This is a genomic window from Agromyces sp. GXS1127, from assembly GCF_050565425.1.
GTDB lineage: Bacteria > Actinomycetota > Actinomycetes > Actinomycetales > Microbacteriaceae > Agromyces.
Genome location: NZ_JBOCIG010000003.1, coordinates 308,904 through 330,380 on the forward strand (window position 1 = coordinate 308,904; position 21,477 = coordinate 330,380).

The 21,477-nt window shown below is 72.0% G+C and carries 16 protein-coding genes; 12 read left to right on the plus strand and 4 right to left on the minus strand.

Annotated elements, in window-relative coordinates; all coding sequences use genetic code 11:
* The first annotated feature begins 51 nt into the window (after nucleotides 1-51).
* The 6 genes from atpA (at nucleotide 52) to ACQ393_RS06930 (ending at nucleotide 5,779) form a co-directional block, all read left to right on the plus strand.
* Nucleotides 52-1,689, plus strand: a complete 1,638-nt coding sequence (gene atpA / locus ACQ393_RS06905) for a F0F1 ATP synthase subunit alpha (protein ID WP_430646087.1) — start codon at nucleotides 52-54, stop codon at nucleotides 1,687-1,689.
* A gap of 91 nt (nucleotides 1,690-1,780) precedes the next feature.
* On the plus strand, nucleotides 1,781-2,692 hold the full coding sequence (locus tag ACQ393_RS06910) for a F0F1 ATP synthase subunit gamma (protein WP_430646088.1): 912 nt from the start codon (nucleotides 1,781-1,783) through the stop codon (nucleotides 2,690-2,692).
* A gap of 27 nt (nucleotides 2,693-2,719) precedes the next feature.
* Nucleotides 2,720-4,177 carry a F0F1 ATP synthase subunit beta gene (atpD, locus tag ACQ393_RS06915; RefSeq protein ID WP_430646089.1) on the plus strand — a complete coding sequence of 486 codons (1,458 nt, stop codon included), beginning with the start codon at nucleotides 2,720-2,722 and terminating at the stop codon, nucleotides 4,175-4,177.
* Nucleotides 4,178-4,179: 2 nt separating this feature from the next.
* The gene (locus ACQ393_RS06920) at nucleotides 4,180-4,440 is read left to right on the plus strand and encodes a F0F1 ATP synthase subunit epsilon (protein ID WP_430646090.1); all 261 of its coding nucleotides are present in this window, start codon (nucleotides 4,180-4,182) and stop codon (nucleotides 4,438-4,440) included.
* Between the two features lie 8 nt (nucleotides 4,441-4,448).
* Entirely contained in the window at nucleotides 4,449-5,021 is a 573-nt protein-coding gene (locus ACQ393_RS06925; protein WP_430646091.1) for an AAA family ATPase, read from the plus strand.
* Entirely contained in the window at nucleotides 5,021-5,779 is a 759-nt protein-coding gene (locus ACQ393_RS06930; protein ID WP_430646092.1) for a YaaA family protein, read from the plus strand. The genes ACQ393_RS06925 and ACQ393_RS06930 overlap by 1 nt, the downstream gene beginning before the upstream one ends.
* Before the next feature lie 115 nt (nucleotides 5,780-5,894).
* Here the strand turns inward: ACQ393_RS06930 and ACQ393_RS06935 are convergent, their stop codons facing one another.
* Together ACQ393_RS06935 and ACQ393_RS06940 are read right to left on the minus strand one after the other, a co-directional pair.
* Nucleotides 5,895-6,536, minus strand: a complete 642-nt coding sequence (locus tag ACQ393_RS06935) for a DNA-3-methyladenine glycosylase I (RefSeq protein ID WP_430646093.1) — start codon at nucleotides 6,534-6,536, stop codon at nucleotides 5,895-5,897.
* Complete coding sequence (locus ACQ393_RS06940) at nucleotides 6,533-7,024, minus strand: methylated-DNA--[protein]-cysteine S-methyltransferase (RefSeq protein WP_430646094.1); 492 nt, start codon at nucleotides 7,022-7,024, stop codon at nucleotides 6,533-6,535. Before ACQ393_RS06940 ends, ACQ393_RS06935 begins: the two co-directional genes overlap by 4 nt.
* Before the next feature lie 198 nt (nucleotides 7,025-7,222).
* Here ACQ393_RS06940 and ACQ393_RS06945 point away from each other — a divergent pair, with 198 nt between their 5' ends.
* The gene (locus tag ACQ393_RS06945; protein WP_430646095.1) at nucleotides 7,223-8,464 is read left to right on the plus strand and encodes a DUF4192 family protein; all 1,242 of its coding nucleotides are present in this window, start codon (nucleotides 7,223-7,225) and stop codon (nucleotides 8,462-8,464) included.
* A 75-nt stretch (nucleotides 8,465-8,539) separates the two neighbouring features.
* Here ACQ393_RS06945 and ACQ393_RS06950 read toward each other — a convergent pair whose 3' ends face one another.
* Together ACQ393_RS06950 and ACQ393_RS06955 are read right to left on the minus strand one after the other, a co-directional pair.
* The gene (locus tag ACQ393_RS06950) at nucleotides 8,540-9,955 is read right to left on the minus strand and encodes an aspartate aminotransferase family protein (protein WP_430646096.1); all 1,416 of its coding nucleotides are present in this window, start codon (nucleotides 9,953-9,955) and stop codon (nucleotides 8,540-8,542) included.
* A 28-nt stretch (nucleotides 9,956-9,983) separates the two neighbouring features.
* Nucleotides 9,984-10,466 (minus strand): Lrp/AsnC family transcriptional regulator, encoded by a 483-nt coding sequence (locus ACQ393_RS06955; protein WP_430646097.1) that lies wholly within the window; start codon nucleotides 10,464-10,466, stop codon nucleotides 9,984-9,986.
* A gap of 197 nt (nucleotides 10,467-10,663) precedes the next feature.
* Here ACQ393_RS06955 and ACQ393_RS06960 point away from each other — a divergent pair, with 197 nt between their 5' ends.
* The 5 genes from ACQ393_RS06960 (at nucleotide 10,664) to ACQ393_RS06980 (ending at nucleotide 21,462) form a co-directional block, all read left to right on the plus strand.
* Nucleotides 10,664-12,094: a gamma-aminobutyraldehyde dehydrogenase gene (locus ACQ393_RS06960; protein ID WP_430646098.1), complete on the plus strand. Its 1,431-nt coding sequence runs from the start codon at nucleotides 10,664-10,666 to the stop codon at nucleotides 12,092-12,094.
* A gap of 29 nt (nucleotides 12,095-12,123) precedes the next feature.
* The gene (locus tag ACQ393_RS06965; protein ID WP_430646099.1) at nucleotides 12,124-13,266 is read left to right on the plus strand and encodes an FHA domain-containing protein; all 1,143 of its coding nucleotides are present in this window, start codon (nucleotides 12,124-12,126) and stop codon (nucleotides 13,264-13,266) included.
* Between the two features lie 25 nt (nucleotides 13,267-13,291).
* On the plus strand, nucleotides 13,292-14,098 hold the full coding sequence (locus tag ACQ393_RS06970) for a PP2C family protein-serine/threonine phosphatase (protein ID WP_430646100.1): 807 nt from the start codon (nucleotides 13,292-13,294) through the stop codon (nucleotides 14,096-14,098).
* A 90-nt stretch (nucleotides 14,099-14,188) separates the two neighbouring features.
* Nucleotides 14,189-15,604 (plus strand): serine/threonine-protein kinase, encoded by a 1,416-nt coding sequence (locus ACQ393_RS06975; protein WP_430646101.1) that lies wholly within the window; start codon nucleotides 14,189-14,191, stop codon nucleotides 15,602-15,604.
* Nucleotides 15,601-21,462 carry an Ig-like domain-containing protein gene (locus ACQ393_RS06980; protein WP_430646102.1) on the plus strand — a complete coding sequence of 1,954 codons (5,862 nt, stop codon included), beginning with the start codon at nucleotides 15,601-15,603 and terminating at the stop codon, nucleotides 21,460-21,462. The genes ACQ393_RS06975 and ACQ393_RS06980 overlap by 4 nt, the downstream gene beginning before the upstream one ends.
* Nucleotides 21,463-21,477 lie beyond the last annotated feature (15 nt).

Genomic DNA, 21,477 nt, shown 5'->3' on the forward strand with positions numbered 1-21,477 from the left:
CTGCACCAGGAGTGCAGAACAGGGCCCGGCCCTTCAGAAAAGGAAATGGCAATGGCAGAACTCTCCATCAGCCCCGACGAGATCCGTTCGGCTCTCTCGGAGTTCGCCCGCGACTACGAGCCGGGCGCGGCGCAGAAGACCGAGGTCGGCTACGTGACCGACGCGGCCGACGGCATCGCCCACGTCGAGGGCCTGCCCTCGGTCATGGCGAACGAGCTCGTCAAGTTCGCGGACGGCACGCTCGGCCTCGCCCTCAACCTCGACGAGGACGAGATCGGTGTCGTCGTGCTCGGCGAGTTCACCGGCATCGAGGAGGGCATGGAGGTGACCCGCACGGGCGAGGTCCTCTCCGTCCCCGTCGGTGAGGGCTACCTCGGCCGTGTCGTCGACCCGCTCGGCGCCCCGATCGACGGGCTGGGCGAGATCGCGACCGAGGGTCGTCGCGCACTCGAGCTCCAGGCCCCCGGCGTCATGCAGCGCAAGTCGGTCCACGAGCCGCTCCAGACCGGCATCAAGGCGATCGACGCCATGATCCCCGTCGGCCGCGGCCAGCGTCAGCTCATCATCGGCGACCGCCAGACGGGCAAGACCGCGATCGCGATCGACACGATCATCAACCAGAAGGCGAACTGGGAGTCGGGCGACCCGACCAAGCAGGTCCGCTGCATCTACGTCGCGATCGGCCAGAAGGGCTCGACCATCGCGTCCGTCAAGGGCGCGCTGGAGGACGCGGGTGCGATGGAGTACACCACCATCGTCGCGGCCCCGGCCTCCGACCCGGCGGGCTTCAAGTACCTCGCGCCCTACACCGGCTCGGCCATCGGCCAGCACTGGATGTACGACGGCAAGCACGTCCTGATCATCTTCGACGACCTGTCGAAGCAGGCCGAGGCCTACCGCGCCGTGTCGCTGCTCCTCCGCCGCCCGCCGGGCCGCGAGGCGTACCCCGGTGACGTCTTCTACCTGCACTCGCGCCTCCTCGAGCGTTGCGCGAAGCTGTCCGACGAGCTCGGCGCCGGTTCGATGACGGGCCTGCCCATCATCGAGACCAAGGCGAACGACGTCTCGGCGTACATCCCGACGAACGTGATCTCGATCACCGACGGCCAGATCTTCCTCCAGTCCGACCTGTTCAACTCGAACCAGCGTCCGGCGGTCGACGTCGGCATCTCGGTCTCGCGAGTCGGCGGCGACGCGCAGGTCAAGTCGATCAAGAAGGTCTCGGGCACGCTGAAGCTGGAGCTCGCGCAGTACCGTTCGCTCGAGGCGTTCGCGATGTTCGCCTCCGACCTCGACGCGGCCAGCCGTCGTCAGCTCGAGCGCGGCGCGCGCCTGACCGAGCTGCTCAAGCAGCCGCAGTACTCGCCGTACCCCGTGGAGGAGCAGGTCGTCTCGATCTGGGCCGGCACCAACGGCAAGCTCGACGAGGTCCCCGTCGAGGACATCCTGCGCTTCGAGCGCGAGTTCCTCGACTACCTCGGACGGAACACCTCGGTGCTCTCGGACCTCCGTGAGACCAACGTGCTCTCGGACGAGACCCTCGCCACCCTCGAGTCCGAGGTCGACACGTTCAAGCTCGAGTTCCAGACCGGCGAGGGCAAGCCGCTCGCCTCGGTCGGCAGCGAGAAGTTCGAGGCGATCGACGAGGAAGAGGTCGGCCAGGAGAAGATCGTCAAGGGTCGTCGCTAGTCGATTCCACCGTCCCTGAGGCTCTCGGGGGCGTGGCCGCACCGGCCGAACCGAGAGCCTCAGGAACAGGAAGCCAGGACACAGGAGAAACATGGGAGCGCAGCTTCGGGTCTACCGCCAGAAGATCAAGTCGGCGCAGACGACCAAGAAGATCACGCGAGCGATGGAGCTCATCTCCGCCTCGCGGATCCAGAAGGCGCAGGCGCGCGTCGCCGCGTCGACGCCGTACTCCGACGCGATCACGCGCGCGGTCTCGGCGGTGGCGAGCTACTCGAACGTCTCGCACGTGCTCACGACCGAGCCGGAGCGGGTCGACCGTGCGGCCATCGTGATCTTCACGTCCGACCGCGGCCTCGCGGGCGCGTTCAACTCGCAGGTCCTGCGTGAGTCGGAGGAGCTCGCCGAGCTGCTTCGCAGCCAGGGCAAGGAGGTCGTGTACTTCCTGATCGGCCGCAAGTCGGTCGGGTACTTCTCGTTCCGACGCCGCGACTACGAGCGCAGCTGGATCGGCGGCACCGACAACCCCGAGTTCGACACCGCCAAGGAGATCGCGGACGCCGTCCTCGAGGCGTTCCTCCGGGACAGCGCCGACGGCGGGGTCGACGAGATCCACATCGTCTACAACCGGTTCGTCAGCCGCATAACGCAGGTGCCGGTCGTCACGCGATTGCTGCCGCTCGAGGTCGTCGACGCCGAGGAGGAGGAGGCCGCGCCGTCGGGCAGGGCCGAGGTCTTCCCGCTCTACGAGTTCGAGCCCGACGCCGAGACGGTCCTCGACGGACTGCTCCCGGTGTACATCGAGAGCCGCATCTTCAACGCCATGCTGCAGTCGGCCGCCGCGAAGCACGCGGCCACGCAGAAGGCGATGAAGTCGGCCACCGACAATGCCGACAAGCTGATCACGGACTACACGCGACTGGCCAACGAGGCGCGGCAGTCCGAGATCACGCAGCAGATCGCAGAAATCGTGGGTGGAGCGGACGCGCTCTCCTCCTCCAAGTAGCCAAGATTCATCCAGAAGGAAGAGAACATGACTGACACCGCAACCGCGCCAGTCCAGGACACCACGGGTGCCGTCGGCCGCATCGCGCGCGTCACCGGCCCCGTCGTCGACATCGAGTTCCCGCACGACTCGATCCCCGAGATCTACAACGCGCTGAAGACCACGATCACCATCGGCGAGGACACGTCGGAGCTGACGCTCGAGGTCGCCCAGCACCTCGGTGATGACCTCGTCCGGGCGATCGCGCTCAAGCCGACCGACGGACTCGTCCGCGGCCAGGAGGTCTCCGACACCGGCGCACCGATCTCGGTGCCGGTCGGCGACGTCACCAAGGGCAAGGTCTTCAACGTCATCGGCGAGGTGCTGAACGGCGAGCCCGGCGAGACGATCGAGATCACCGAGCGCTGGCCGATCCACCGCAAGCCGCCGAGCTTCGACCAGCTCGAGTCCAAGACCCAGCTGTTCGAGACCGGCATCAAGGTCATCGACCTGCTCACGCCGTACGTGCAGGGCGGCAAGATCGGCCTCTTCGGCGGTGCGGGCGTCGGCAAGACCGTCCTCATCCAGGAGATGATCCAGCGCGTGGCGCAGGACCACGGTGGTGTGTCCGTGTTCGCCGGTGTCGGCGAGCGCACGCGTGAGGGCAACGACCTGATCCACGAGATGGAGGAGGCGGGCGTCTTCGACAAGACCGCCCTCGTCTTCGGCCAGATGGACGAGCCCCCGGGGACGCGTCTTCGCGTCGCGCTCTCGGCGCTCACCATGGCGGAGTACTTCCGCGACGTGCAGAAGCAGGACGTGCTGCTCTTCATCGACAACATCTTCCGCTTCACCCAGGCGGGCTCCGAGGTCTCGACGCTGCTCGGCCGCATGCCCTCCGCGGTGGGGTACCAGCCCAACCTCGCCGACGAGATGGGAATCCTGCAGGAGCGCATCACCTCGACGCGCGGTCACTCGATCACCTCGCTGCAGGCGATCTACGTCCCCGCCGACGACTACACCGACCCGGCGCCGGCGACGACGTTCGCGCACCTCGATGCCACGACGGAGCTCTCGCGTGAGATCGCCTCGAAGGGCCTCTACCCGGCCGTCGACCCGCTGACCTCGACGTCGCGCATCCTCGACCCCCGGTACCTGGGCGAGGACCACTACCGCGTCGCGACCACGGTCAAGCAGATCCTCCAGAAGAACAAGGAGCTGCAGGAGATCATCGCGATCCTCGGTGTCGACGAGCTCTCCGAGGAGGACAAGATCACGGTGTCGCGTGCGCGCCGGATCCAGCAGTTCCTCTCGCAGAACACCTACATGGCGAAGAAGTTCACGGGCGTCGAGGGCTCGACGGTCCCGCTGAAGGACACCATCGAGTCGTTCGACGCGATCGCCCGCGGTGACTTCGACCACGTCGCCGAGCAGGCCTTCTTCAACGTCGGCCCGATCTCCGACGTCGAGGAGAAGTGGGCGCAGATCCAGAAGGAGAACGGCTGAGCATGGCCGCCCTCAACGTGAGCGTCGTCTCGGCCGACCAGGAAGTCTGGTCGGGCGAGGCGGCCATGGTGGTGGCGCGCACCGTCGAAGGCGAGATCGGCATCCTGCCGGGTCATGAGCCGATGCTCGCGATCCTCGCCGGCGGCGAGGTTCGCGTCACCCTGCCCGGTGGTGAGAAGATCACCGCGAACGCGGAGGACGGGTTCCTCTCGGTGCAGTCCGACGCGGTGCAGGTCGTCGCGTCGCGCGCCGCGCTCTCCTGAGGACGCGGATGCAGGGGGAGCAGCCGTTCGACCGTCAGTTCGGTGACCTGAGCGTCACCCAGCTCATCGTCATGGCCGGGTTGCCGGGCGCGGGCAAGTCGACGATCGGTGAGATCGTCGGAGCCCGTCTCGGCGCCACGGTCGTGTCGGTCGATCCCATCGAGTCCGCCATCCTGCGGGCCGGGATCGACGCCGACCAGCCGACGGGTCTGGCCGCCTACCTCGTGGCCGAGCAGATCGCCGAGAAGGAGCTCGCCTCCGGTCGCACCGTGATCGTCGATGCCGTGAACGCGGCGGAGTCGGCCCGGCTGCAGTGGCGCGACCTCGCGGACCGCACCGATGTGCGCCTCCGGGTCATCGAGGTCGTGTGCTCGGACGCGTCGCTCCACAAGGAGCGGCTGGAGAAGCGCGAGCGCAACCTCCCGCACCTCGACGAGACCACGTGGCGAGCGGTGGAGCAGAGCCTCGACGGCTACGCGCCGTGGACCGGTCCCTCCTCCGCCCTGCCGCGCGTGACGATCGACAGCGTCGAACCGCTCGGCGTGAACGTCGAGGCCGCCCTGGCCTTCATCGCCGCGTAGTGCTCGTCCTGCTCCCGCCCTCCGAGACCAAGCGCGACGGAGGAGGGCCGACGCCGTTCGCGCACGATGCGCTCTCGTTCCCGTCCCTGCGCGACACCCGCACCGAGGCGATTCGCGCGACGATCGACCTGGCCGCCGACGCCGACGCGATGATGCGCGCGTTGAAGCTCGGCCCGCGGCAGGCGGCGGAGATCGAGCGCAATCGGAACCTCGCCACCTCGCCGACCATGGCCGCCATCGACCGATATACGGGCGTCCTGTACGACGCGCTCGATGCGCCGTCGCTGGATGCGGCCGCCCGACGCTACGCCGCCGAGCACGTCGCCGTGCACTCGGCGCTCCTCGGCCTCGTCGGTGCGGGCGACCCGATTCCCGCGTATCGCCTCTCGCATGATTCCCGTCTGCCCGGACTGCGCCTGAAGGCGCACTGGCGTGATGCGGTCGCAGCCGTCCTGGCGAGTCGCGACGGGGTGATCATCGACCTCCGCTCGGAGGGGTACGTCGGACTCGGTCCCGCTCCCGCGCGCGCGGATTCGGTCTTCCTCCGCGTGGTCTCCGTCGACGCGGACGGTCGCCGTCGCGCACTCAACCACTTCAACAAGCGCGCGAAGGGGCTCTTCACCCGTGCGCTGCTCGAGTCGCGCCCCGTGCTCGAGGGGCGCGACGACCTGATCGCCTGGGCCGAGGGGGCGGGATTCCGCCTCGACCTCGGGGTCGAGCGGGCGACCCTCCCGGCCGAACTCGAACTCGTCGCCTGATCCTCGCGCGCCTCGGGACGCGGGCACCGGGCTCGAGGCTCCTCGCTCGGAGCCACGCGTCGTCGTGAGCGCGGCTGCCCACCGATGAACGCGGCGTACGTGCGGTGCGGTCGAATCAGGCACGCGCCTCGACGGGAGCGGACGCGACCGCCCCGGAACGCGGGACGTCGGCCGAGCGGGCGCGGTGGCAACCCGCCAGGTGATCGTCGACCATGCCCATGGCCTGCATGAGCGCGTACATCGTCGTCGGACCCACGAAGCGGAACCCGAGGGCCCGGAGGCGCCGGCTGAGGGCGGAGGACTCGGCGGTCGTGGCCGGGACCTCGGTGAAGCTCACGAGCGGGGCGGGGCGTGGCGCGGGCGCGAAGCTCCAGAGCAGCTCGTCGAGGGACTCGTCGAGCGCCAGGACGGCTCGGGCGTTGGAGATCGTGGCCTCGATCTTGCCGCGGTGGCGGATGATGCGCGCATCGCCGAGGAGCCGCTCGACGTCGGCCTCGGTCATCTCGGCCACGCGGACCGGGTCGAACGAGTGGAACACGTCACGGAACGCCGGCCGCCGACGCAGGATGGTGATCCACGAGAGTCCGGCCTGGAACCCCTCGAGGCAGAGCTTCTCGAACAGGATGCGCGAGTCGTGCTGCGGCGTGCCCCACTCCTCGTCGTGGTACCGACGGTACTCGGGGTCGGCGGCGCCCCAGGCGCAGCGTGCCAGGCCGTCGTCGCCGACGACCACGTCGGGACGGGTCGGCGCGGTCACGCCGCGAACCCGATCTGCTCGTGCCCGAGGAGCCAGAGCTTGGTCGAGACGCCCTGCCCGCCGGAGTATCCCGTGATCCGGCCGTCGGAGGCCAGTACGCGGTGGCACCCGACGATGATCGGCATCGGGTTCGCCCCGACGGCGCCGCCGATGGCGCGTGCCGAACCGGGACGGCCGACGGCCGCCGCGAGCGCGCCGTACGAGGTGGCCTCGCCCCAGCCCAGCCGCTGCAGCTCGGCCCACACCGCTTGCTGGAACGGCGTGCCGTGGAGCCGGACGGGCAGGTCGAAATCGGTGCGACGGCCGGCGAAGTACTCCTCGAGCTGCGCACGTGCGGCGGCGAGCAGGGGCGAGGGGTGCTCGGGCAGGTCGTCGTGCGGAAGTGCGCCGTCGCGCTCGATCGTGAGGGTCGTGAGGGCCGTGTCGTCGGCCTGCAGTTCGATCCGCCCGATCGGGCTCGTGAAGCGGATGAGGTACGGGGAGGTCATGGTTCGAGAATAGGCGCGGCATCCGTCATCGACTCGCGGGAATCGGACACCGCAGGGGCGCGGGAGCCGCTCGCCCGATGTGGAGGACGAGTCGGTCCGCGCGCCGCACCCCTCCTCCACATGGCGGGGACTCCGGCGACGAGTCGCCGGTGCGGACGGTGGACGTCCTCGGCGGCCGGGACACGGCACGCTGCCCGCATGACCACCATCATCCGCGCCGGTGCCGCGCACGACTTCCTGGCCCTCGTCCCCGTCCTCGCCGGCTACGCCCCGGTGCGATCGCTCGTGTGCGTCGCCTTCGAGGACAACCGCACCGCGGCCGTGCTCCGCATCGACCTTCCGGATGCCGCCCACGAGGATGCCGCGGCGACGGCGCTGCTCGGGACGCTCTGCAGGATCCCGAGGGTCGACGCGGTCGTCCCGATCGCGTACGGCGATCGGCCGTTCCGCGACGGAGCGGTGCCGCACCGCGGCGTGCTCGACGCGGTCGTGCGCCGGGCGGAGGATGCGGGCTTCCGCATCCGCGACGCGCTCGCAGTGGGGTCGAACGGCTGGGGCTCGCTGTTCGACGAGGACCTGCCGGCCGAGGGGCGATCGCTCCGGCTCATCGAGCGGAGCGCGGCGCTCCGGACCGCTCCGGCGGAGGTCGCCGCGCGCGCCGCGGAGCTCCCGGACTCCGCCGCCCACCTCGTGCGCATCCCGGAACCCGCAGAGGAGCTCGCCGGCCGCATCCGCGAACTCCGCGCCGAGCTCGACGGCGAGTCGTGCGCCTCGGACGAGCCGGTCGGCGCGTCGCGCGAGATCGCGCTCGACCGGCTCGAGCACGCGCTCGGCGATGCGGTCGATCCGCTGATGCTCGTCGAGCGGCTCGCGGCGGGTCGCGGCGACGGCAGCGCGGAGCAACTGGCCTGGCTGCTCGAACTCGCGGAGCAGCCGTCGATCCGCGACGCGATGATGCTCCAGGCCGCCTTCGGTCCGCTGGTGGGCGAGCTCGCGCTCGACGCGGCGGAGGACGCGCTCGCCCGGCGTCGCGCGCATCCCGCGGACGCGCCGTCGGGCGACGGGTCGACCGTGCGGCTGCCGGGACCGGATGAGGAGGAGACCGTCGACGCCTTCCTCTCACGTCTCATCCTCGGCCGGTCGACGATCCGACCGGACGTCGATCGGGTGCAGGCGGTGCTCGCCGCGATCGCCCCGGCGATCGGCAACGCCGCCATCGGGTCGCGCACCGGTTCGCTCTGCATCGCGGCGTGGCTCGCGTGGGCGCTCGGCAGTGCGTCCGCCGCCGGCGCGCTCATCGATCTCGCCCGATCCGAGACGCCCGAGCACACGATGGCCGGCCTGCTCCACCGCTTCTTGGGGCTCGGCGAGCTCCCCGAGTGGGCGTTCTCGGCACCTCCGGGCACGGGCCGGGCGATCCCGGGGGACGACGCCGCCTGATGCGGCTGAGCGACGACCGGGCGCCCGGGTCGCGCGGACCCGGGCGCCATGCCGGCCGGAGCCGGGCGAGGCCGCCTAGAGCCGGTTCGCCGCCTCGGTGAGAACGCCGCGGAGGATCTGCTCGATCTCGCGGAACTCGGCCGGTCCGATCGTCAGCGGCGGCGCGAGCTGGATGACGGGGTCGCCGCGGTCGTCGGCGCGGCAGTAGAGGCCCGCATCGAACAGCGCCTTCGAGAGGAACCCGCGGAGCAGGCGCTCCGACTCGTCGTCGTCGAAGGTCTCGCGCGTGGCCTTGTCCTTGACGAGCTCGATGCCGAAGAAGTAGCCGTCGCCGCGGACGTCGCCGACGATCGGGATGTCGAGCAGCTTCTCGAGCTCCGCCCGGAACAGCGGCGAGTTCTCTCGCACGCGCTCGTTCAGGCGCTCCTCCTCGAAGATGTCGAGGTTCTCCAGCGCCACAGCGGCCGACACCGGGTGACCGCCGAACGTGTACCCGTGGTAGAAGCTCGTCGTGCCGGTCTTGAACGGCTCGTAGATCTTCTCCGACACGATCGTCGCGCCGATGGGGGAGTAGCCCGAGGTCATCGCCTTGGCGCACGTGATCATGTCGGGGACATAGCCGTACGCGTCGCACGCGAACATGTGGCCGATGCGCCCGAACGCCGCGATGACCTCGTCGGAGACCATGAGCACGTCGTACTTGTCGCAGATCTCGCGCACGCGCTGGAAGTAGCCGGGGGGCGGCGGGAAGCAGCCGCCCGAGTTCTGGATCGGCTCGAGGAACACCGCGGCGACGGTCTCCGGCCCCTCGAAGAGGATCATCTCCTCGATGCGGTCGGCCGCCCACAGTCCGAAGGCCTCGATGTCGTCGGTCGGGCCGCCCATCTCGGCGGCGCGGTAGAAGTTGGTGTTCGGCACGCGGAACCCGCCCGGGGTGATCGGCTCGAACATCTGCTTCATCGCGGGGATGCCGGTGATCGCGAGCGCACCCTGCGGCGTGCCGTGGTACGCCACCGACCGCGAGATGACCTTGTGCTTGGTCGGGATGCCGCGAAGCTTCCAGTAGTACTTGGCGAGCTTGAAGGCCGTCTCGACGGCCTCGCCGCCGCCCGTGGAGAAGAAGACCCGGTTGAGGTCGCCGGGTGCGTAGTCGGCGAGCCGGTCGGCGAGCTCGATCGCCGCAGGGTGCGCGTAGCTCCAGATCGGGAAGAAGGCGAGCTCTTCCGCCTGCTTCGCCGCGACCTCGGCGAGGCGACGGCGACCGTGCCCGGCGTTCACGACGAAGAGGCCCGAGAGCCCGTCGAAGTACTTGCGCCCCTGTGCGTCGAAGACGTGGTGCCCCTCGCCGCGCGTGATGATCGGGACGCCGTGCTCCTCCATCGTCGACTGCCGCGCGAAGTGCATCCAGAGGTGGTCCTTCGCCTTCTGCTGCAGCGCCGCGTCGTCGAAACCGGCGGTGCCGAGGCGCGCAGCCGCGTCGAGGGTGGTCATCGGGAACTCCTTCCGGGCGGGCCCGCGATCAGCGGGTGCCCCAGTTGTAGAACTGCTTCTGCAGCTTGAGGTAGACGAACGTCTCCGTGGCCTGGACCCCGTCGAGGTTGCGGATCCGCGAGTTCAGCAGCGTGATGAGCTGATCGTCGTCCTCGCAGACCACCTCGGCCATCAGGTCGAAGCTGCCCGCCGTGAGGACCACGTAGTCGATCTCCGCGATCGCGGCGAGCTCCTCCGCGAGCCGCCGCGTGTCGCCGGTGGCGCGGATGCCGATCATCGCCTGGCGGGTGAAGCCGAGCTGCATCGGATCGGTCACCGCGACGATCTGCATCACGCCGGCCTCGGTGAGCCGCTGGACGCGCTGCCGGACGGCGGCCTCGCTGAGGCCGACCGCCTTGCCGATGTCCGCATAGGAACGCCGGCCGTCGGCCTGGAGCTGCTCGATGATCGCCTTCGAGACGTCGTCGAGCTGCACCGGCCGCTGGCTGGTCGGACGGTTCCCGTTCGTCATGCGTCCGATCATGACAGTGCCGGTGCCGAATCACAAGCGATTCCGTCGATTCTGAACGCGTTCACTTCGGATTCCATCGTCGCCGGCCTTCCGTTCGATGCGATCGTGTGCCAGCATGGTCGGCACCCGCGCTCCGGTCTGCCGCGCCCGCGCTCGCGAGCCCGATCGAGCGACCAGACCCCGACGACGGAGGAACCGTGTCCGAACTCCTGCGCAACTTCATCGGCGGCGCATACGTCGACGCCCGCGGCGAGGAGGCACTCGACCTCGTCGACCCCGCGACCGAGGAGGTCTACGCACAGGCCCCGATCTCATCCGGCGCGGACATCGACGCCGCGTACTCCGCCGCAGCGGAGGCGTTCGAGTCATGGAGCGAGACGACGCCGGCCGAGCGCCAGCTGGCGCTCTTCCGGATCGCGGACGCCATGGAGCAGCGCGCCGAGGAGTTCGCCGACCTGGAATCGCAGGACACGGGGAAGCCCCGTGCGAGCCTCGTCGCCGACGAGATCCTCCAGTCGGTGGACCAGTTCCGGTTCTTCGCCGGCGCGGCCCGCAACCTCGAAGGCCGTGCGGCCGGCGAGTACCTCGCCGACCACACCTCCTTCGTGCGCCGCGAGCCGATCGGCGTCATCGGCCAGGTCGCCCCGTGGAACTACCCGCTCAACATGGCCGTCTGGAAGGTGGCGCCGGCGATCGCCGCGGGCAACACCGTCGTCCTGAAGCCCTCCGACACGACCCCGCTCGCGACGCTGAAGCTCGCCGAGGTCGCCGCCGAGTTCCTTCCCGACGGCGTGCTCAACGTCCTCACGGGCGACCGCGGCACCGGCGCCGCCCTCCTGCAGCACCCCACTCCCGAGATGGTGGCCATCACCGGCTCGGTGCGCGCGGGCATGGAGGTCGCGCGAGCCGCGGCATCCGACCTCAAGCGGGTCCACCTCGAGCTCGGCGGCAAGGCGCCCGCGATCGTCTTCGACGACGTCGACCTCGAGGCCGCGGCCGACGGCATCGTCTCGGCCGCGTACTTCAACGCCGGACAGGACTGCACCGCGGCGACGCGCGTGCTCGTGCACGAATCGGTGCACGACGAGCTCGTCGCCATCCTGGTGGATCGGGCGCGCACGAACGCGCGCACCGGCGGACCGCGCGAGGACGGCGTCTTCTACGGCCCGCTGAACAACCCGACGCAGCTCGCCAACGTCTCCGGGTTCATCGACCGGCTCCCCGATCACGCCGAGCTCGCCACCGGCGGCCGCCGTCAGGGCGACCGCGGCTACTTCTGGGAGGCGACCGTCGTCACCGGCCTCCGCCAGGACGACGAGGCCGTGCAGCGCGAGATCTTCGGCCCGGTGCTCACGGTGCAGTCCTTCCGCGAGGAGCGCGAGGCGCTCGCCATGGCGAACGGCGTGGACTACGCGCTCGCCGCCTCGGTCTGGACCAGGGACCACGGCCGCGCGATGCGCTTCGCCAAGCACCTCGACTTCGGCTGCGTCTGGATCAACACCCACATCCCGTTCGTCTCGGACATGCCGCACGGCGGATTCAAGCACTCCGGCTACGGCAAGGACCTCTCGCAGTACGGCTTCGAGGACTACACGCGCCTGAAGCACGTGATGAGCCACCTCGGCTGATCACGGCGGGCAGTGCCAGACTGGACCGCATGGTCGATGGTGCGGTGCGTCGCAGGGACGAGCCCGGCGTCCCCGAGTGGGACGTCGTGGTGGGCGCCCGCTTCATCGCGGCGGTCCTCGCACCCGCTCCCGACCGGGTGCTGACCGAGCTCGCCGAGTCAGCGGGACGGGCCGACCTCGAGCTCGAGCGCCTCGTGGCGGGGATCCCGATGGGGCCCGGCGGCGTCGAGCACTTCGCGCTCGTGTGGTGGCCGCCGTCCGGCGACCCGATCACCGCCGTGGTCCGGGGCGACGCCGTGATCGACCTCGCCTCGCCGGGCGGCGCCCGGCGGTTGGACTCCCGCGGCATCACGCCCTGGCACCTCGCGGAGTTCACGGCCGTGACGCGGCTGCGCATCGCCGGAGCGGCCTCGGGACTCGACGAGGTGCGCCAGGCCGGCCTCCGCGGAGCGCCCGTCGACGCGGGGCGGGCCGCCTTCCGCGCCGCCGCCGTCGAGTGGTCGTGGCGCGACCTGCCGGTGCAGCCGGATTCGAGGGCCGGTGACCCCGACCTGGACACGAGGCTCGCCCGCCCGTCGCGCGCGGCCCGCGACCGGCGATCGCCGACCTCGGGGCTGCCGACGGCGCCGATGGCGGTCGTCGACGACCGCACCATCCGCTATGCGCGGGGGGACGCGGCCGATGCCGACACCGTGCTGACGAGCGCGGCACGGGCGCAGGTCGCCGCCGCCCGCGAGCCCGACGAGCGACCGGATGCCGCGGCATCCGTCTCGACCGACGGAGCGGGTCACGGCGCGTCGGGCGCGCCGCGCGCATCGGCGTCGACCCCGCGCTACCGCATCGTCGGCGGCGAGGCCGGCGACGTGTCGGTCCCGGTGCTGATCGGGCGGAGCCCCAGCCCGCCGCGCGTGGCGTCCGGCCGCGTCGCGCTCGTCCGCGTGCACTCGCCCGCCGGGGTCGTCTCCGCCACGCACCTCGAGCTGCGCATGGAGGGCGGGCGCCTCATCGCGGCCGACCTCCGATCGACGAACGGCACCGTCGTCCGGACCGCCGCGGGCCGGCGCCGGCTCCGCTCCGGCGAGTCGCTCGTCGTGACGCCCGGCACCAGCCTCCAGCTCGGAGGGGATACCATCGTCGAGATCCTCCCCGCACTCGGGAGCGTCGACGCATGACCTCGATCGGACTGTGGGGGACCGGGTGACGCAGATCGGCAACGGCAACAGCCGCCATACGGTCGGGCTGCCCGACGGCACCGAGGTCACCCTCGCCTGGGCGGCCGCGACCGACACCGGCCTGCGGCGCGCCGTGAACGAGGACAGCTTCGTGGCGCAGGCGCCGCTCTTCGCCGTCGCCGACGGGATGGGCGGCCACGCGGCGGGCGACTTCGCCAGCGCCGCGGTCGTGACGCGGCTCGCCGAGCACGGCGGCAGGCCCGCGGTCGGCACCGCCGACATCGACGGCGCGCTGAAGCTCGCCGTGCGCGACATGGGTCGCGGGGCGGGCGTCACGGACGAGGGCAGCGGCACGACCGTGACGGGCGTGGCGCTCGGCGTGATCGGGGACGAGCCCGCATGGATCGTCTTCAACATCGGCGACTCGCGCGTCTACCGGCTCGTCGGCGGGGTGCTCGAGCAGCTCACGGTGGACCACTCCATCGTGCAGGAGCTCGTCGACGCCGGGCAGATCACGCGCGATGAGGCGGACACGCACCCGCACTCGAACGTGATCACGCGAGCCGTCGGGTTCCACGAGGCCCCGATCCCGGACTACCGGGCGATCCCGCTCGAGGAGGGGATGCGGATCCTCGTCTGCTCCGACGGCCTGACGAAGGAGCTCACGTCCTACGGCATCCGGCACTTCCTCATCTCCGGCCGGTCGCCGGAGCAGGCGGTCCGGCAACTCGTCGAGGCGGCGGTGGGCAACGGCGGCCGCGACAACGTCACGGTCGTCGTCGTGGACGTGCTGCGCGTCGTGCGGCCGTCCACATCCGCCGACGAGGGCTGATCGCGGCTCCGGCGTCGACCCTAGAATCGGGGTGATGGCCTGGCGCCGCCGGCGGACGGGCTCCATCGCACCCGGAACGCTGGGAGGATCGTGTCGAGGCGACTGCCGTCAACTCCGCCCACGCTGCCCGGGTTCTCGTTCATCCGCGTGCTCGGCTCGGGCGGCTTCGCCGACGTGTTCCTGTACGAGCAGAACATGCCGCGGCGGCTCGTCGCCGTGAAGGTCCTCCTCGCCGAGGTCGTCAACGACGAGGTGCGGCAGATGTTCCAGGCCGAGGCGAACCTGATGGCGCAGCTGTCGAGCCATCCGTCGATCCTCACCGTGTACCAGGCGAGCGTCGCCGCCGACGGCCGGCCCTACCTGGTGATGGAGTACTGCTCGGCCACGCTCGGCCAGCGCTACCGGGCCGTGCAGCTGCCGCTGGCCGAGGTGCTCTCGATCGGGGTGCGCATCGCCAGCGCCGTCGAGACCGCGCACCGCCAGGGCGTGCTCCACCGCGACATCAAGCCGTCGAACATCCTGACCACCGCCTACGGGCACCCAGTGCTCGCCGACTTCGGCATCGCGGCGACGCTCGGCCAGGCCGAGGCGAGCGACGCGGTGGGGTTGTCGGTGCCCTGGTCGGCCCCCGAGGTGCTGCTCGAGGAGGTCGCCGGCAGCGTGGCGAGCGAGGTCTGGTCGCTCGGCGCGACCGTCTACTCCCTGCTCGCGGGTCGCAGCCCGTTCGAGGTCCCCGGCGGCGACAACGGCACCGTGGCGCTCGTCGGTCGCATCGAGCGGGCCAAGGTCCCGCCCACGGGCCGTCCCGACGTGCCGCGAAGCCTCGAGGCGGTCCTCGCCCGGGCGATGTCCAAGCGGCCGACCGATCGGCAGGCGAGCGCGCTGGAGTTCATCCGCGACCTGCAGGCCGTCGAGGAGGAGCTCGCCCTCCCGCAGACCCCGCTCGAGGTCGCCATGGACGACTGGGCGCTCGCGACGGCGGTCGACCTCGACGAGCGGACCCGCATCGGCGCCGGCACGAGCGTCGGCGCGGCGTCGGGTCGTTCGCGTCGGCGCCGTGCCGCGGCATCCGTCGGGCCGGCGTCGCGGACCGTGGACTCGCGCTCGCAGGGGTCGCTGTCGGGGCGCACGCGCACCGCCCCGCCGCCCACCGGCCGGCTCATCCTCGGCGTGGCGATCGCGGCCGCCGTCTTCATCGGCCTCGTCGTGGCCGGCCTGCTGACCGTCGCGGGCACGGCCGCGGGGATCCCGGTCGTCGCCGATGTCCGGGCGCGGACCGACGGCGGCGCCGTCGAGTTCTCCTGGGACGACCCGGGCCTTCGCCAGGGCGACGCCTACATCGTCACGGTCGGCGGCGAGACGTCGGCGCCGCAGCGTGCGGCGCAGTACTCGCTGAGCGTGGACGAACCGGGCACGGTCTGCGCGAGCGTGTCCGTCTGGCGCGACGGGCAGGTCGGCGAACCGAGCGCCGAGCGATGCGCCGAGATCGACGAGGTGCCGCGGTGAACCTGCGGGACGTGTGGACGCGGCGCCGCTCGGCGCTGGTGACCGGCGCGTCCGTCGTGGCGGTCGCCGCCCTGGTGGCCGGCGTCGCCGTGGCATCCGGGGGCTACACCGCCCAGCGGGTCGACCTCGGCGACGCGTCGGTGTGGGTCGCCAACGACGAGCTCCAGACCGTCGGCCGCGCGAACACCGCGGTCCACGAGCTGAACGCGATGGTCGACACCGGAGGGACCAGATCGGAGGTCGTGCAGCGAGGCGCCACGGTCCTCGTGCTCGACCGCGATCGCGCCAGCGTCGCGTTCGTCGACCCGACCACCTCCTCGGTGACCGACACCGTCGCGGTGCCGGGGGACGCGTCGCTCGCGCTCGCGGGCGACCTCGTGGTGGTCTCCGCGAACGGCGACCTGTGGGTGACGCCCCTGGAGCAGTTCGGCTCGTTCGTCGCGGACGCCGACCCGGCGCTGTCCTTCGGTGCGGGCGCGGCGATCTCGGTCGACGAGGCCGGCCGGATCCTCGCGTTCACGCCGAGCACCGGGGTGGTGTCGCGGGTGTCCGCCGAGGACCCGGATCGGACCGAGGCGACCTGGCAGCTGGAGCCGCTCGAGGAGGGTGCCGCCGCGCAGGTCACGTCGGTCGGCGGGCGATGGGCCGTCCTCGACGAGTCGGGCGGCGTCGTGCGCCTCGAGGGCGGCGAGACCGCGGCCGTCGCCGGAGTCGACGCCGGCGACGACCCGGTGCTGCAGCGTCCGGCGCTCGACGGCGACGCCGTGCTCGTCGCGAGCCGGTCGGGACTCTCCGAGGTGCCGTTCGACGGCTCGGGAGCCCGGCGTCTCGTGGCGGACGCGGGCGGGCGGCCGGCGGCTCCCGTGGTCCACGACGGATGCCGTCACGCCGCCTGGGGCGACGGCACCGCGTGGCGGGCGTGCGGCGCCGGTCCGGGCTCGGAGCGCAGGTTCGCCGACGCGACCGGCGCGCTCGCGCTGGACTTCCGGGACAACGGCCACGCCCTCGTCCTGAACGACCGGCGCAGCGGTGCGAGCTGGGCGGCGTCCGGCGACTACGGCCTGATCGACAACTGGGACGACCTCCTCGCCGTCGAACGCGACGACGAGACGGTCGAGCAGAACGACCCCGACGCGCACCCGACCATCGAGAAGGTGCAGGTCCCGCCGGTCGCCGGCGACGACGAGTTCGGGGCGCGGCCCGGGCGGGCGACGCTCCTGCCCGTCCTGCTCGACGACTACGACGCGAACGGCGACGTGCTGGTCGTCTCCTCCGTCGACGGGGAACTCCCGGAGGGCGCCCGCCTCGACCTCGTCGCGAACCGGCAGCAGGTGCAGCTGACCCTCGACGAGGCCGCGGCCGGCTCGTTCGAGTTCGGCTACACGATCGACGACGGGCGCGGCGGCAGCGCCCGCGCGATCGTGACGATCACGGTCCGGCCGCCGGAGGAGAACGAGGCGCCGCGCCAGGTCCGCGAGACGAGCGCCGTCGTCGAGGAGGGCGGGCGCGTCACCACCGCCGTGCTCGGCGAGTGGGTCGATCCCGACGGCGACCCGGTGTTCCTCCGCCGCGCCGACGTGGCGGAGCCCGACGACGTGTCGTCCACGGCGGACGGGGTGGTGGTGTTCGACGAGCGCGCGGAGGGCCCGACGCGCGCCGTGTCGCTCGTGGTCTCCGACGGCCGCGACGAGGGGATCGGGTCGATGCGTGTCGAAGTGCGGCCGCCGGGCGACGCCGAGCTCGTCGCCGAGTCCTTCGTCGCCCTCGCCACCGCGGGCGAGGAGATCGAGCTCGAACCGCTGAGGAACGTGCGCGGCGGCACGGGGACGCCCCGGCTGACCGCCGTGCCCTCCAAGCCGGCGGCGGTGATCACGCCCGACTTCGACGCCGGGACCTTCCGCTTCCGGTCCGACGACGTGCGCACCCACTACCTCGAGTACACGGTGACCGACGAGGGGCAGACCGCCACGGGGCTCGTCCGCGTCGAGGTCTCGGCGCCGCCGGAGCGCGACACGACGCCGGTCACCGTGCCCCACACAGCCTTCCTCCGGCTCGACCAGCCGATGGAGGTGGACGTCCTCGCGACCGACATCGATCCCACGGGCGGCATCCTCATCATCACCGGACTCGGCGAGGAGCCCGCGGACGGCGGCGTTCGCATCGAGGTGATCGAGCATCGGGTCCTGCGCGTCACGCTCACGCAGCCGCTCGCGACCGGATCGACCACCTTCGGCTACCGCGTGAGCAACGGCCTGGCCGACGCGGAGGGAACCGTCACGCTCGTCGAGGTCCCGGCCCCCGATCGCTTCCAGCCGCCGGTGGCGGTGGCCGACACGGCGTCGGCCCGCACGGGCGACGTCATCGACATCCCCGTGCTCGACAACGACGAGCACCCGGACGGCGATCGCCTCACCCTCGCCGCGGACCTCGTGGAGCGGCCCGAGGAGGGCCTGCTCTTCACGTCCGGCCAGCGCCTGCGGTACTACGCGCCGGATCGCTCGGGCGAGTACGAGGCCGTCTACCGCGTCGAGGGACCGGACGGCCAGTTCGGCACCGCGTCGGTGCGCATCACGGTCCGCGAGGCCGATCCGGAGAGCAACACGGCCCCCGTGCCGCGCACCGCCACCGCGCGCGTGCTCGCGGGCGGGACCGTCCGCATCCCGATCCCGCTCGGCGGCATCGACCCCGACGGCGACTCGGTGCAGCTCATCGGGCAGGAGTCCAATCCCGAGCTGGGGACCGTCGTCGACCAGGGCGCGGACTGGCTGGAGTATCGCGCGGGGGAGTACTCGGCGGGCACCGACACGTTCGCCTACACCGTCGTCGACGCTCTCGGCGCGCGCGCTTCGGGAAGCGTCCGCGTCGGCATCGCACCGGGACTCGAGGGGGCGCGGCATCCGGTCGCCGTCGAGGACGAGATCACCGTCCGGCCCGGCCGGACGGTGGCGGTCCGCGTCCTCGAGAACGACACCGACCCCGACGGCTCCGCACTGCGCCTCACCGGCGCCGAGCCGAACACCGAGGGCATCGCGGTCGAGTTCGCCGACGACGTCGTCATGGTCGACGTGCCGGACGGGCGCGGCGAGTACGGCGTGATCTACACGATCGAGAACGAACGCCAGGCGACCTCGTCGAGCTACCTCCGGATCACGGCCGACCCGGAGGCGCCGCTCAGCCGCCCCGAGGCGGCCGACGTGGTCCTGAGCCTCACGGACGTCCTGGAGCGCGAGGAGGTCGAGGTCGACGTGCTCGAGGACGTCTTCATCGCCGACGCCGATGCCGCCGAGGCGGGCGTCGCCCTCGAGCCCGGGTACGACGACGGCGCGCGCGTCACGGGAGGCACGGTCCGCATCGAGGTGCAGGACCAGCGTCGCATCGTGCCCTACTCGGTCGCGCACCCCGACGACCCCGACCTACGCGCCTACGCCTTCATCTGGGTGCCGGGGCGCGACGACGCCCTCCCGCAGCTCCGGCGCGACGCCCCGCCGGTCGTCGTGACGACGGGCGAGGAGGTCGTGCTGGACCTCGAGGACTACGTCGTGGCCGCGTCCGGACGCCCGGTCCGGCTCACCGACGAAGCCACCGTGCGCGCGTCGCATGCCGACGACGGCGACCTCGTGGTCGACGCGGACACCCTGCGGTACCGGAGCGAGGAGGGCTACTTCGGGCCGGCGTCGATCTCGTTCACGGTGACCGACGGCGAGTCCGCCGACGACCCGGACGGTCGCACCGGCACGATCGTGATCCCGATCGAGGTGCGACCCGAAGAGGGGCAGCCGCCCACCTTCACCGGCGGCGTGATCGACTTCGAGCCCGGCGAGGAGCAGCCGATCGACCTCGTGCGGCTGACGAGCTCGCCCGACGGCGAGGAGGACCTCGAGTACCGCGTCATCGGCGACCCGCCCGACGGCTTCGCCGTGGTGCTCGACGGGACCGAGCTGCGTGTCCGGGCCGGGGAATCGACCGTGCAGGGCACGCGCTCGTGGGTCACCGTCGGCGTCGCGGCGGACGGCGTCGAGGGCACGCCCGGCCGGATCGAACTCCAGGTCGTGCCCTCGACGCGGCCGATCGCCCGTCCGGCGCCGGACGTCGCCGTCGCGCCCCGCGGCGTCACGACCTCCGTCGACGTGCTCGACAACGACGCCGCGGGCAACCCGTTCCCCGGCACGCCGCTCCGGGTCCTGCGCGTGCGCGGCCTCGGCTCCGACAACCTGCCCGCGGGCGTCACCGTCGTTCCGGACGCGGACCGATCCCGCCTGTCGGTGACGGTCGCCGACGGGGCCGAGCCGATCAACACGACGCTGCAGTACCAGGTCGCCGACGCGACGAACGACTCCAGCCGCTACGCCTGGGGCACCGTCACGATCTCCGTCCAGGACCGCCCGGACCCGGTCACCGACGCCCGGCTCACGGCGTTCCGCGACGGCGAACTGGATGTCGCGTTCGGCGCGGGCGCGGCGAACAACTCGCCCATCGAGGGGTACCGGATCAGCCTGCTCGATCCGGACGGCGGCGGCGAGCTCGCGGCATCCGAGTGCGAGGCCACCACCTGCACCGTCCCCACGCTCGGCAACGGTCCGGGCTCGGCGGTCGTCGTCCGCATCCAGGCTCGAAACGGCATCGGCCTCGGCGAACCGGTCGAGCTGGCGGAGCCGGTGTGGTCCGACGTGATCCCGCCGCCGCCGGCGGGGTTGCGCGCGGCGCCGCTCGACGGCCGACTCCGCATCGAGTGGCAGCCCGTCCCGACCGGGTCCGGCAGCCCGGTCTCCACCTACGTGGTGTGGGTCGCCGGGTCCCCGACGGAGGTGGACGCGGACCGCGTCTGCACGGCATCGCTCTGCACGCTGCAGTCGCAGGAACTCGCGAACGGCAGCGCGGTCACGGCGACCGTCAGCGCGCGGAACGGCGCGCTCCCCGCACTCGCCGCGTGGACCGAGGCGAGCACGACCGGCACGCCGTTCGGCGCACCGGTCGCGGGGTCGATCTCCGTCGACGCGGATGCCGCGGCCGGCACGGTCGTCGTCTCCTGGTCGCCGTTCGGCGGCAACGGCGACGCGATCGGCGGGTACTTCGTCCAGCGACTCGTGGAGGGCGAGACGGCCGTCCCGGGCGGCGCGCAGGCCTGCTCGGTGACGACCCCGGCGCCGGGGAACGTCGTGGCGCCCGTCGTCGGGGGCAGCGTCGCCGAGATGGTGCGCGTCGGCCCCGGCGCCGCGAGCGTGGAGTTCGCCGGCACGAACGTCGAGGCCGCGCGGTACGGCTTCGTCGTGTGGGGGTGGAACCGCGCCGGATGCGTCGCGACGGAGGTGGCGTCGACCGTCGTCCGCCCGGCGCCGGGCGCGGTGACCGGGGTGGCGAGCGAGATGGGCTGGCTGAACGCCGAGACGTGGGACCGCTACATCGACGACGTCGACGGCAGCCCGCGGCGCTTCCAGATCGTCGCCGTCGACGGGAACGGCGCGCGCGTCGGTTCGCCGAAGGACTTCTCGGGCTCGGGGTGGCTGCGTCAGCTGCTGAGCCGGCCGTTCGGCGAGACCGCCCGATTCCAGGTCCGATCGTGCTCGGTGTGGGGCACGTGCGGGCCATGGTCGGAGACGTTCCCGGGCGAGGAGTCGCCCACGCTGACGTTCGCCCTGCCGGGCCGGGCCTACGACGAGGCCACCGGAACCTGGAGCTGGACGGCCGCGCCCGCGAACGCCGGACTTCCGGCCGCGTACCGCTGCGGCGCGGACGGCGACCGCGTGGGCCGGCAGGCCCAGTCGGCGACCTCCTGCCAGGTCAACGGCGTGAAGCCCGGCGACCGGGTCTGGTTGGATGTTGAGGTCGCGGGCGTCACCGCGAGGTTCGAGTCCCGATGAAGTCCACCGAGGAGC